8 protein-coding genes and 1 other RNA gene are annotated in these 12,960 nt (G+C 69.3%); 4 read left to right on the top strand and 5 right to left on the bottom strand.

Annotated features, from left to right (window positions below):
* Positions 1–14: 14 nt before the first annotated feature.
* From KIH07_RS18155 to trxA, 4 genes are all read right to left on the bottom strand, one after another.
* Positions 15–1,748, bottom strand: a complete 1,734-nt coding sequence (locus KIH07_RS18155; protein WP_226493304.1) for a hypothetical protein — start codon at positions 1,746–1,748, stop codon at positions 15–17.
* A 180-nt stretch (positions 1,749–1,928) separates the two neighbouring features.
* Positions 1,929–2,192, bottom strand: coding sequence for a type B 50S ribosomal protein L31 (locus tag KIH07_RS18150; RefSeq protein WP_226493303.1), 264 nt, complete (start codon positions 2,190–2,192; stop codon positions 1,929–1,931).
* 206 nt (positions 2,193–2,398) lie between these two features.
* Complete coding sequence (rho, locus tag KIH07_RS18145) at positions 2,399–3,661, bottom strand: transcription termination factor Rho (RefSeq protein ID WP_068168546.1); 1,263 nt, start codon at positions 3,659–3,661, stop codon at positions 2,399–2,401.
* Positions 3,662–3,858: 197 nt separating this feature from the next.
* The gene (gene trxA / locus KIH07_RS18140) at positions 3,859–4,191 is read right to left on the bottom strand and encodes a thioredoxin TrxA (protein ID WP_068168549.1); all 333 of its coding nucleotides are present in this window, start codon (positions 4,189–4,191) and stop codon (positions 3,859–3,861) included.
* Positions 4,192–4,313: 122 nt separating this feature from the next.
* On the opposite strand from trxA, the gene KIH07_RS18135 reads away from it, so the two are divergent.
* From KIH07_RS18135 to KIH07_RS18120, 4 genes are all read left to right on the top strand, one after another.
* Entirely contained in the window at positions 4,314–6,992 is a 2,679-nt protein-coding gene (locus KIH07_RS18135; protein ID WP_226493302.1) for a PD-(D/E)XK nuclease family protein, read from the top strand.
* Complete coding sequence (locus KIH07_RS18130; protein WP_226493301.1) at positions 6,989–10,366, top strand: UvrD-helicase domain-containing protein; 3,378 nt, start codon at positions 6,989–6,991, stop codon at positions 10,364–10,366. The genes KIH07_RS18135 and KIH07_RS18130 overlap by 4 nt, the downstream gene beginning before the upstream one ends.
* Positions 10,363–11,721, top strand: a complete 1,359-nt coding sequence (locus tag KIH07_RS18125; protein WP_226493300.1) for a TIGR03862 family flavoprotein — start codon at positions 10,363–10,365, stop codon at positions 11,719–11,721. Before KIH07_RS18130 ends, KIH07_RS18125 begins: the two co-directional genes overlap by 4 nt.
* Before the next feature lie 81 nt (positions 11,722–11,802).
* Positions 11,803–12,795 (top strand): Bug family tripartite tricarboxylate transporter substrate binding protein, encoded by a 993-nt coding sequence (locus tag KIH07_RS18120; RefSeq protein ID WP_226493299.1) that lies wholly within the window; start codon positions 11,803–11,805, stop codon positions 12,793–12,795.
* 35 nt (positions 12,796–12,830) lie between these two features.
* Here the strand turns inward: KIH07_RS18120 and ffs are convergent.
* Positions 12,831–12,927, bottom strand: an RNA gene (gene ffs, locus KIH07_RS18115) — signal recognition particle sRNA small type.
* Positions 12,928–12,960 lie beyond the last annotated feature (33 nt).

The following is a 12,960-nucleotide window of genomic DNA, read 5'->3' as shown; positions in this document are numbered from 1 at the left end:
GCAAGCATCCGCGCTCAGCCGCCAACCCGTCGGTAGATCAAAAGACTTTCCTTGTTGTCGGTGAGTCGGCGCACCTTGGCCCGGTAGGCCCATTGTGTGAGGGTGATCCGCTCGTCCAGCGTGGGTTGGCTCGCGGGTGCCACCACCAGCATGCGACAGGCCGGGGCCGGCCCGCTGGTGCTCCGCACCAGCCGCAGGCGGCCGTGGTATTGCAGCGCCGCGATCTGGGCCTGTGTGAGCCCATCGGCGATCACGCAGCTGCCCGCGGGCACCATGCTGGCGATGCGGCGCGAAATCGGGCCGTAGCTGCGTCCGAAGTCGAGCAGCGGCAGCCACAAGGTCATGAGCAGCAGCCAGCACAGCGTGCTGCCCGCGGCAGGCAACACCAGGCTTTTCCAGATGGCCTCGCGGTGCTGGCCGACACGCCAGGCCACCAGCCAGACCCAGGCGGCGGAGGCCAGCAGGGCCAGCCCGAACAGCAGCCAGGAAAACTCGGGCACAAAACCCGGGGCCAGCCGTGCCACGTTGGCCGCCGGTTTGGCGGGCATGCCGGTCTGCATGGCGAACCAGATCACCCAGATGATCAGGGCGCAACCGGTGAAGAAGATCAATGTGAACCAGTCGATCAGCGCCGACATGCTGCGTCGCAGCGTGGGCAGCGCAAACGCGGCCAGTGCGGCCAGCGCAGGCAGGGCCAACAGCAGCGTGCGGTCGTGCCGTTCGGACAGGGCGCTGGCGGCCACGCCCACCAGTGTGGCCCACAAGGGCAGGGCCACGTGGGGCCGGAAAAGCTGGCGGCGCCAGCGCCACAGCGTCCAGAGCACCAGAGGCCAGGCGGGCCAGGTGAACCACACCAGCAGGCGCCCCCAGCTGGGCCAGTTCATCGGATCGGGCAGGGTCGGCAGGCTGGGCATGGGCATCTGCCCCGCCAGTGACGACACGGCCAACACGATCACGAGCAGTGCGACGGACCACAGCCATGGGTCCGCCCAAGGGGGAGCGGCGGCGCCCAAGGAGCCGCCGTCGGACTCCGCTCTGGCCTGCGTCTGGCGGGCCACCAACACAATCACCAGAAGGCCGCTCCCCAGCAGGATCATGGTCCAGGGCGCACCACTGAACACCAGGCCCAGTGCGGCCAGTCCCCACACCAGCACCGCGCGCCACGGGTGGCGCGATGTCACATGCGCTAGGCTGGCCGCTGCATAGAGCATGGCCGAAACCATGGCCAGGCGGGCCAGATCGGGTGTGGTTTCGTGTGAAAGCTGGGCCAAGCCCAGGCAGGCCACCAGGGCCAGCAGTCCGGCGTCGGCCAGGGCGCGCGCGTAGTCCAGCGGGTTGGCCTCACCGCCGAACGCGAAGCTCACCGGCTGAGCCGCCGGCTGGCGGGCCAGGTGGTAGACGCTGTACCAGGTGCAGATCAGGGTCAGGGCCAGCAACAGCGCAAAAGGAACGCGCGCAGCGAGGTCGGCGGGCAGCAGCGGCAACCACTGGATGAAGATGGCGCCCAGCCAGTAGGGCAGGGGGCCGGCCTCTTCCACCGCCCAGCCCAGGACCTGAGGCTGCCACCAGCCGCTGTGGCCGGCCGCCATCTCCAGCATCACGCCGAATGCCGTCACGTCGGCGTTCTTCCAAGGCTCGCGCCCCAGGAAACCGGGCAGCACGTAGGCGACGCAGAACAGGATGAGTGCAAGCCGGGGCAGGCGGCGCACGGCCGTCTGACTGACGATGGCGGGGGTGGTCGGGTTCACTGCGGGGAATATACAGGGCTCAAGAGGGCGGACAAGGCTTGGCCGGGTGTCCTGGTAGCGGGTGTCGCCTGGCCTTTTTCAGAGAGATGTCAGAGAGACAGTGCAAAAAAAAGCAGCCGGGGTGACCGGCTGCTTTTGCAGGAGACTGCAGGAACCCAGAGGTTCCAGACTGCGGCCAGCTTATTTGGCGGCCGGGGTTCCCTTGCCGTAGCGGTTGCGGAAACGTTCCACGCGACCACCCATGTTGTCCACGCTCTTCTGCGTACCGGTGTAGAAGGGATGCGACTCGCTGGAAGTATCGAGCTTGTACAGCGGCAGTTCGCGGCCGTCTTCCAGCTTGATCATTTCCTTCGTGTTGGCGCAGGAGCGCGTCACGAACTGGAAGTTGTTCGACAGGTCCACGAAACAGACTTCGCGGTAGTTGGGGTGAATGCCGTCTTTCATGACGTTTCCTTGAGGTCAGGTGCGGCAGCCGCAACGGAACCATTCCGCTGTACTTGTCGCAAATTAATAAAGCCGCTGATTATAGCCTGGAGAATGGACCTGGCCAGAGCGAGATGCCTGAAACCCAGAACACCGCGGAACCGGCTTTGCCGGGCCGCAGGTGTTGCCCCCTGGGGGGTGACGCCGAAGGCGGCGCGGGGGGAGCTTTATCCACCCCGTCGCATCATGTCGAAGAACTCGGAGTTGTTCTTGGTCGACTTCATGCTCTTCAAGACCATCTCCATGGCCTCGATTTCGTCCATGTTGTACATGAACTGCCGCAGGATGCGGGTCTTCTGCAGGATCTCGGGCTGCAGCAGCAGTTCTTCACGGCGGGTGCCGCTGCGGTTGAGCTGGATCGAGGGGAAGACGCGCTTTTCGTACAGGCGGCGGTCGAGGTGGATTTCGCAGTTGCCGGTGCCCTTGAATTCTTCAAAGATCACTTCGTCCATGCGGCTACCGGTGTCGACCAGCGCGGTGGCGATGATGGTGAGCGAGCCGCCTTCCTCGATCTTGCGGGCGGCGCCAAAGAAGCGCTTGGGGCGCTGCAGGGCGTTGGCGTCGACGCCACCGGTCAGCACCTTGCCGGACGAGGGCAGCACGTTGTTGTAGGCGCGGGCCAGGCGGGTGATCGAGTCGAGCATGATCACCACGTCTTTTTTCAGTTCGACCAGGCGCTTGGCGCGCTCGATCACCATCTCGGCCACGTGCACGTGGCGCGCGGCGGGCTCGTCGAAGGTGGATGCAATGACCTCGCCGCGCACGGTGCGCTGCATTTCGGTCACTTCTTCCGGGCGTTCGTCCACCAGCAGCACCATCAGTTCCACCTCGGGGTGGTTGGCGGTGATGGCGTGGCAGATGTGCTGCATCATGACCGTCTTGCCGCTCTTGGGCGGTGCCACGATCAGGGCGCGCTGGCCGCGGCCGATGGGGGCGATGATGTCGATGACGCGACCGGTGATGTTCTCGTCGCTTTTGATGTCGCGTTCCAGGCGCATCTGTTCCTTGGGGAACAGCGGCGTCAGGTTCTCGAACATGATCTTGTGCTTGTTGTCCTCGGGGGGCAGGCCGTTGATCTTGTCGAGCTTGTTCAGCGCGAAATAGCGCTCGCCGTCCTTGGGGATGCGCACCTCGCCCTCGATCATGTCGCCGGTGTGCAGATTGAATCGGCGGATCTGGCTGGGCGAAATGTAGATGTCGTCGGTGCTGGCGGTGTAGCTGGTGTCCGGCGCGCGCAGGAAACCAAAACCATCGGGCAGAACCTCGAGCACACCGTCGGCGTTCACCAGTTCGCCGCCCTTGGCGCGCTTCTTGATGATGGCAAACATGAGTTCCTGTTTGCGCATGCGGCCAGTGTTCTCGATCTCAAGTGCTTCAGCCTGCTTGAGGACTTCAGACACGTGCAGTGCCTTGAGTTCGTTGAGGTGCATGGAATTCACTCCGTGAGGGAGTTGAGTCAAAAAATCGGGGGAGGGGGCGCTGGCGTCCGGTTGTCGGACGGTACGCAATGAGAGGGCTGGTCTTTGTCTGGCCAGCGATGCCGCAAATTATGACAGGAAAAGTGCAGCCCGGAAATCAAGGCCCGGGCATTGCACCTGGGCGGGTCTTGCGGGCTGCGGGCCGACGATCAGGCGAGTTGCTGGTCGATGAAGGCGGTGAGCTGGGCCTTGCTCATGGCGCCCACTTTGGTGGCGGCCAACTGGCCATCCTTGAACAGCATCAGCGTGGGGATGCCGCGGATGCCGAACTTGGCGGGCACATCGCGGTTGTCGTCCACGTTCATCTTGGTGACCTTGAGTTTGCCGTCGTACGAGCCGGCCACTTCGTCCAGGATCGGGGCAATCATCTTGCAGGGGCCGCACCACTCGGCCCAGAAGTCGACCAGCACGGGAGCCTGTGCGTCGAGCACATCGGCCTGGAAGCTTGCATCAGAAACGTGTTTGATCAGGTCGCTGGCCATGATTCATCCTAAGAACGTTGAACAGGGAGGTTAAAGTTTGGGCACGCGCATCACAGGCCGGTATGTACCGCACATACCCCCAGGGGCGTGATTCGCTCCATTGTGACAGAAACCCCCGATCCATGACGCCTGCCAGCCTGTTCCCAGAACCCGGTGACGCCACTGCGGGCCTGTCCGGTGCCGGGCCCACGCCACACCCTGTGTCGTTGCGTTGGGACGCGGTGATCGCACGCATCGAAACGTCCATGGACCGGTGCCAGGCCGACGCCGGTCGCACCCTTGTGCTGGTGCCGTACGCCCAGCTCATGGACGCCGGGCGGCGCGCCTGGGCGCAGGCCCACCCCAGCGGTTTCCCTCCCCGGTTCGAGTCCAGCCGCAACTGGGCCGCGTCGCTGCAGCCGTTCCTGCCGGGTCCGACCGATCTCTGCATGGACATGGCGCGCGACAGCCTGGTGGCGGCCGCTTTCATTGACCGCGTGGCCCAGGGTCGCACCGATCCGTCGTTGCGCTCGGTCATGGTGGCCCGCCTGGTGGAGGCCGCACGTCAACTCGCTCCGCTGGCCGCCGCCGTGCCACCCGAACAGCGCCTGGCCTGGGCCGAGCGTCTGCGCGAAACGATCGAGCCCGCCCAGCAAGCCCTGCATTGGGAGGCCCTGTTGGCCACGCTGGCTTTGGCCTGGGCGAGCACCTCCGCCTACGCCACCGACGTGTTGTGGGGTCCGCTGGCCGTGCCGGGGACGGGTGCCGATGCCCTGGTCGTGTTGCAGGGCTTCCAGCACGACCCGCTGGCCAGCGCGCTGGCCAGCCACTGGGGCGTTCGCGCGACGGCGCTGTCGCTGCACGAGGCCGCAAGCGACGCCGTGGCCTTCGGCCCGCCGCCGCGCCTGCACGCCTGCGGCGATGCGGAAGACGAGGCCCAGCGCGCCGCCGCCTGCGTGATCGAGCGCATCAACGCCGGGCAGGTGCCGGTGGCCCTGGTGGCGAACGACCGCCTGCTCACGCGCCGCGTCAGCGCCATGCTGCACGGCGCGGGCCTGACCGTGCGCGACGAGACCGGCTGGAAGCTCTCGACCACACACGCGGCGGCCGAGCTGATGAGCCTGCTGCGAGCGGCCGATGCCCGGGCCCGCATGGACGACGTGCTGGACCTGCTCAAGCAGGCCTCGGCCTGGCCCGAAGCGCAGGTGCAGTTGCTGGAGCAGCTCGCCCGCGACGCCGGGGTGTCGCTCTGGCGCGCCGCTCTGCGGTCGCCCCGCCTGGCCCCCGCGTTGCCCGAGGGGCTGCCGACCCTGCTGGAAGGGCTGCAGCCGGCGCGCGCCCTGGTGCCCTGGCTGACGGACCTGGCCGCGGCGCTCCAGGCCTGCGGGCTGTGGGAGCGGCTGCAGAGCGACCCGGCGGGCCAGCAAATGCTCCAGGCCTTGCGGCTGGGCGATGGCGCGGCGCAGGAACTCGGGCTGGTGAGCGAGGCGCTTTCGGGCGCCGCGACGGATGCCCCGGCCGCGCGAGCGCCGGGGCGCTCGGGCGCTCGCCTGTCGCTCGCGGCCTTCACCGCCTGGGTGCGCGACGTGCTTGAAGGCGCGAGCTTCATGCCCCGCAGCGAAGGCGAGGCCGCGGTGGTGATCCTGCCCATGGCGCAATTGCTGGGCCGCGGTTTCGCCGCCACGGTGGTGCCCGGTTGCGACGAGGCGCACCTCAACCCCAGCCCGGAGCCACCGGGCCTGTGGACCACGGCACAGCGCGAGGCCCTGGGCCTGCCCACGCGCGAAGCGCTGGCCGAGGCCGCGGCCCAGGCCTGGCAGGCCGTGTTGGCGATGCCACGGCTCGATGTGTTGTGGCGCACGCAGGAGCGCGGCGAGACGGTGCTGCCCAGTGCCTGGGTGCAGGCCTTGTCGGCAATCGAATCTGCCGCCGATCCACGTGTGGCCCGACTGCTCGATCCGTTGCCCCAGCCGCGCCCCCAGCCGTCGGCCGGCGACGTGTTGCCCGAGTCACTTTCCGCCAGTGCCTACCAGGACCTGCGCGACTGCCCCTACCGGTTTTTTGCCTTGCGCCAGCTGCGCTTGGCCGAGGCGCCCGAGCTCGAGGCAGAGCCCGACCAACGCGACATGGGCAACTGGCTGCACGCCGTGTTGCGCGCTTTTCACGAACAGCGTGGCGACGCCCGGCCCGGCACGGCGGCCGACCGCGATGCGCTGGACCGGCTGGCCGACAGCACGGCCGAGGCCATGGGGCTCAACGCCGGGGAGGGCGGGGCCGGCTTCCTGCCGTACCAGGCGGTCTGGCCCGCGCTGCGCGACGGCTACCTGGACTGGCTCGCCGGTTTCGAAGCGGCCGAAGGGCGGGCGGGCCCTCGCTTCGAGCGGGCCGAAGCCGCGCTGACCGCCCAGGCGGGACCCTGGAAGCTCTACGGCAAGCTCGACCGCATCGACCGGCAGGACAGCCCCGAGGGCGCCATTCCATTCGTGATCGACTACAAGACCGAGGGCCGCCCCGGCACCCTGGAGCGCGTGAAGGAGCCGCTGGAAGACACCCAACTGGCTTTTTACGCCGCGCTGCTGCCGGACGAAAACCTGCGCGCCGCCTACCTCAGCATCACCGACAAACGTGGCGACGCCCGGGAGGCGCCGACCCTGCTGGTGGAACAGCCCGACGTGCTGATGGCGCGCGAGCAGCTGCGCGAGGGCCTGGCGCACGACATGGCGCGTGTCGCCGCCGGCCAGCCCATGCCCGCGTTGGGCGAGGGCCGGGTGTGCGACTTCTGCGCCGCGCGCGGTCTGTGCCGCAAGGACTTCTGGACATGACCCCCGCCGCCTACCGCATCAACGGCGCCCAGGTGCCACGCGAAGCGTTCTACGCGCTGGCCTGCGATCCGGCGCGCAGCATCGCGGTGGAAGCCTGTGCTGGCGCGGGCAAGACCTGGATGCTGGTCTCGCGCATCCTGCGCGCCCTGCTCGATGGTTGCGCGCCGCAAGACATCCTGGCCATCACCTTCACCAAGAAGGCCGCGGGCGAAATGCGCGACCGGCTCAACAGCGAGCTGCGCCGCTGGGCCCATTTGCCGGACGACGCGCTGGCCGCTGAACTGCGCGCCCGTGGCCTGTCCGAGGCCGATGCCGCGCGGCGCCTGCCGCAGGCGCGTGGCCTGCACGCGCGCGTCACCGCGCTGGGCCGCACGGTGCAGGTGCGCACCTTTCACAGCTGGTTCGCCGCGTTGCTGCGTGGGGCGCCGCTGTCGGTGTTGCAGGAGCTGCAACTGCCGGCCCAATACGAGCTGCTGGAAGACGATGCCCAGGCCGTGGCCCTGGTCTGGCCGCGTTTTTACGCCGCGCTCTCGGCCAGTGCCGACGACAAACAGGATTTCATGGACAGCGTGGCCGAACACGGCCGCCACCAGACCCTCAAGGCGCTGGGCAACGCGCTGCAGAAGCGGGTGGAGTTCGCACTGGCCGATGCCGCCGGGGTGGTGGACAGCTCGGTGGAGCCCTTCGGCGCCGTGTACCCCGAGCTGGCCGCGTTCGACACCCCCGCTCAGGCCATCGAAGCCGGCGACGCACCGCACGATACGCTGTGGGCGGCCGCGCGCGCGCTCGGCGCGGCCAGCGCGCCCACGTTTTCGGCCAAGGGTGTGGAGCTTGAACAGGCCCTGACGGCGCGCCGCTTCCAGGGCGTGCTGGACGCGCTGCTCACCAAGGACAACAAGGCGCGCAAGTTCGGCGAAAAGATCGCGGGCATCGAAACGGTGCGGGCCGCGCAGGAGTTCGCGCTGCGCCTGCACGGCGCCACCCTGCAGCAGGCCGCGTGGCAGCACCACCAGCGCATGGCCCGCCTGACCCGCGTGCTGCTCGTGGCCTACGCCGAACTCAAGCGCGAGCGCGGCTGGGTGGACATGAACGACGTCGAAGGCGCGGCCCTGCGCCTGTTGGGCGACGCCGAACTCTCCGGCTGGATGCAGCAACGGCTGGACGCGCGTGTGCGCCACGTGCTGATCGACGAATTCCAGGACACCAACCCGCTGCAATGGCAGGCGCTGTACGGCTGGCTCTCGGCCTACGCCGGAGCGGGTTCGGGCGAGGCGCCGTGTGTGTTCCTGGTGGGCGACCCCAAACAATCCATCTACCGCTTCCGGCGCGCCGAGCCCCAGGTGTTCAAGGCCGCGCAGGCCTTTGTGGTGCAGGGACTGTCGGGGGCGCTGCTCAGCTGCGACCACACCCGCCGCTGCGCGCAGGGCGTGGTCGCCACGCTCAACAGCGCCATGCTGGCCGCGGTGGAGGCGGGTGACTACAGCAGTGGCTACCGCGCCCACACCACCGAAAGCACGCGGCCCGGCGAGGTGATCGCCTTGCCCCAGCTCGCGCGCAGCCTGCGCGAACGGGCTGCGGGCGGGGAAGGCGATGAGCCACTCTGGCGCGACAGCCTGACCACGCCGCGTCTGCTGCCCGAAGACACCATGTCTGCGCTGGAAGCGCGCCAGGCGGCCGACTGGGTGGCGGCCGAGATCGCCTCGGGCCGCATCCAGGCCGACGACGTGATGGTGCTCTCGCGCCGGCGCGAGCGCCTGGCCTGGATGCACGACGCCTTGCTCGAACGCGGTATCGCCAGCGAGCAGCCCGAGAAGCTCGACCTCTGCGAAGCGCCCGCCGTGCAGGACGTGGTGGCCCTGCTCGATGCGCTGGTCTCGCCGCGGCACGACCTGAGCCTGGCGCGCGCGCTCAAGTCGCCCCTGTTTGGCTGGAGCGACGACGCGCTGGCCCAGCTGGCGCGGCTGCGCCAGCGCTGGACGGTGCGGGCCGACGGCGGTGCCACGCCGGCCCCTGCGAAGCCGTCGTGGTGGGATGTGCTGCAGCGCTTCGCCGGCACGCCGTCGGACGAGCAGCCCGGTCTGTTGCTGCGGCCGGGTGGCGATCCGCAACAAGCCCACGAGCAGGCGCGCGACTTCTGCGCCACGGCCGAGCGGCTGGCGCGGTACCGCGCCTGGGTCCACAGCCTGCCGCCGCACGACGCGCTCTCGGCCCTGTACGACCACGGCGACGTGCTCGCACGGTTCGCCCAGGCCGTGCCGCCCAGCCAGCGCGGTGCGACCCTGGCCCAGTTGCGCGATCTGCTGGCGCAGTCGCTGGCGCAGGACGGCGGGCGTTTTCTCTCGCCCTACCGCCTGGTGCGCGCGCTCAAGGCCGGTGGCATCAAGGCCACGCCGAGCCAGACCCCGGGCGCCGTGCGGCTGCTCACCATCCACGGCGCCAAGGGCCTGGAAGCCCACACCGTGCTCATGCTCGACACCGACGCCGGCCCCTCGCGGCCCGAGAACATGGGGGTGCTGGTGGACTGGCCCGGCGAAGATGCCGCGCCGCGCCGTTTCGTGTTTCTCGCCAGCGAAAAGTCGCCCCCCGCCTGCGCCGCCAGTGCGCTGGAACTGGAGCAGCAGGCGCGCGCGCTGGAAGAGCTCAATGCGCTGTACGTGGCCCTGACGCGGGCCGAAGAGCGGCTGGTGATCTCCAGCTTCGAGCCCCATCAGCGCGGCAGCGCCACCAGCTGGTACCAGCGCCTGCAGCCGCTGGCCAACATGGTGGACGCGCCGCCACCAGCCGCTGACGGGACACCCCACACGGCCCATAACGGCGCCTTCAATTTGCCCGGTTTGCCCCCGGTGAGCGTGCCGCGCGAGGCCGCAGGCGCAGCGGTCAGCCCCGCGCCGCCGGTGGACGACGCAGCGACCCGCCTCGGGCTGGCGCTGCACCGCCTGCTGCAATGGCGGCCCACGCCGGCCCAGGGCTTTGACTGGACCGGCGAGCACCTCCAGGCCGTCGCGCGCGAATTTGCGCTGGACCCGGCCCAGGCGCGCGAGGCGCTGGCCATGGCGCAGCGCATCGTGGCCGGCGAAGCGGCCTGGGCCTGGGACGCCGAGTGGCTCGACCACTGGGGCAACGAAGTCGAACTGTTTCACCAGGGCGCGCTGCTGCGGCTGGACCGGCTGGTGCGCGAGCGCGCCAGCGGCATCTGGTGGGTGCTCGATTTCAAAAGCGCCGAACACCCCGAGCGCCAACCCGAACTGGTCGCGCAGATGCGCCATTACCAGCAGGCCATGGCCCAGGCACGCCCCGGTGCGCCACTGCGCCTGGCCTTCATCAACCCCATGGGCCGGCTGATCGCACTGCCGGCCGAACCCCAGACCCCATGACCGATTCAGACGCAGACACCCAGCCCCATGCCACCCCGACCACGGCCGGCGCCGGCTTGCCGGCGCTGAGCGTCGACGTGGCCGTCATCGGTGGCGGCCCCGCCGGGCTGATGGCGGCCGAGGTGCTGAGCCGGGCGGGTCGGCAGGTGCACCTGTTCGACGCCATGCCCTCGGTGGGCCGCAAGTTCCTGCTGGCGGGCAAGGGCGGCATGAACCTGACCCATGCCGAACCGCTGGAGGCCTTCATCGGCCGCTACGGCGAGCGCGCCGAAGCGCTGCGCCCCCTGCTGCAGGCTTTCGGCCCGCAGGCGGTGCGCGACTGGGCGGCGGGACTGGGCATCGAGACCTTCGTCGGCACCTCGCAGCGGATTTTCCCGACCGACATGAAAGCCGCGCCGCTGTTGCGCGCCTGGCTGCAGCGCCTGCGCCGTCCCGAAGCCGGCGGGCCGCCGGTGGTGTTCCACATGCGGCACCGCTGGCAGGGTTGGGCCGCCAACGGGACCGCAGCCCCGGCCCTGTGCCTGGCGACTCCACACGGTGCGCTGCGGGTGCATGCCCGCGCCACCGTGCTCGCGCTCGGCGGCGCGAGCTGGGCCCGTCTGGGCTCCGATGGCGCCTGGGTGCCGTGGTTGCGGCAGGCCGGCATCGACGTGGCGCCCCTGCAGCCCGCCAATTGCGGTTTTGACGTGGCGGGGTCGGCCGTGCACGGCATCGCCGCAGGTTGGAGCCCCCATTTCGCCAGCCGCTTTGCGGGGCAGCCGTTCAAATCCGTGGCCATCCGGTTCACCGACAGCCAGGGTCGGCATTTTCAGCGCAAGGGGGAATTCGTCGCCACCGCCACCGGTGTGGAGGGCAGCCTGGTCTATGCCGCCTCCGGCCTGCTGCGCGACGAGATCGCCCGCAACGGCCGCGCCACGTTCGAGCTCGATCTGCTGCCCGACCGCGGTGCGGAACACGTGCTGACCCAGGTGGCGCACCCCCGCGGCTCGCGCAGCCTCTCGGGTCATCTCAAGAGCCGCCTGGGTCTGGACGGCATCAAGATGGCGCTGCTGAACGAATGCCTCGACAAAGACACGCTTCACGACACCGCACGGTTGGCCGCGGCCATCAAGGCGCTGCCCATCACGCTGGTCGCGCCACGCCCGATCGATGAGGCCATCAGCAGCGCGGGCGGTGTGCGCTGGGAGGCGCTGGACGAACACCTGATGGTGAAAACCGCGCCGGGCCTGTTCTGCGCGGGTGAAATGCTCGACTGGGAAGCGCCCACCGGGGGCTACCTGCTCACCGCCTGCCTGGCCAGCGGCGTGGCCGCCGGCCAGGGCGCCGTCGCCTGGTTGAACGCGGCCGCGACCTGAGACGGACGTCATTCCGTTTTCACACGGGCTGCGTACAGTGGTCACAACCCGGTCACCGGACCCGGATCAGGAGTTGAAACCATGTCTTTCCACGCACCCCACCGCCGCACATTCCTCCGCCACCTGGCCGTCGCTTCCCTGGGGCTGAGCGGGCTCGCCAGCCAGGCCGCTGGCATTTCCGAGCAGCCCATCAAGATCATCGTGCCCTTCGCGCCCGGCGCCGGCACCGATGCCATGGGGCGCCTGGTGGCGGCCAAGCTGGCCGAGTTGCTCAAGGTCGCGGTGGTGGTGGAAAACCGGGTGGGCGCGTCAGGCGCGCTGGGCGCCCAGGCGGTGGCGCAAAGCGCACCCGACGGACACACCCTGCTGCTGGCGGCCGCGCCCTTCACCACCGTGCCTGCGGCCTTGCCCGGCGCCGGTTACGACCCCCTGGCCGACTTCGCGCCGGTGGGCATGATCGCCCAGGGCCCGCTGGTCTGGGCGGCCAACAACCGGTTGCCGGCCAACACACTGCAGGAACTCGTGGCCCTGGCCCGCCAGCGCCCCGGCGCGCTCAACTACGGCTCGGCCGGTGTCGGCGGCATCAACCACCTGGTGCTGGAGTCGCTCAAGGCGCGCACCGGCACCTTCATCACGCACATCCCCTACCGCGGCATCGCGCCCGCCACCATCGACGCGCTGTCGGGCGAGATCCAGCTGTTGACCGGCACCATTCCCGCCCTCGCGCCCTACATCCGCGACGGCCGGCTCAAGGCCCTGGCGGTCACCAGCGAGCGCCGCAGCCCGGCCCTGCCGCAGGTGCCCAGCATGGCCGAGGCCGGCTTGTCCGGTTTTGACGTGCTGAACTATTTCGCCCTGATGGCGCCACGCGACACCCCCGCGTCGGTGGTGGAGCGGCTCAACACGGCGCTCGCGCAACTGGTGGACATGCCGGAGGTGAAAGCCCGCCTGGCGCTGGACGCGCTGGAGCCCGCCACAGGCACACCCGCCGCGCTGGCGAGCTTCCTGCGGAAAGATTTTGAAGGCTGGAAAAACGTGGTTCAGCGCCAGAACCTGAAGATCGACGCGTTCTGAGGACGGTCGGCAGGGGGGCTGAATCGAAAATGGAAGGTGACGAGCCTTGACCCCGGCACTGGATTCACAGTTAGGGCTGCTTGGTTCCCCACCTGACCCGGTTGGCCGCTTCACCATGCGGGAAGGCCCGTCGGGGTCGATTGTAGGCGATGGCGAGCGGGTCTG

Source organism: Hydrogenophaga taeniospiralis (assembly GCF_020510445.1).
Classification (GTDB): Bacteria; Pseudomonadota; Gammaproteobacteria; order Burkholderiales; family Burkholderiaceae_C; genus Hydrogenophaga.
This window is presented reverse-complemented; position numbering and strand designations above follow the sequence as displayed.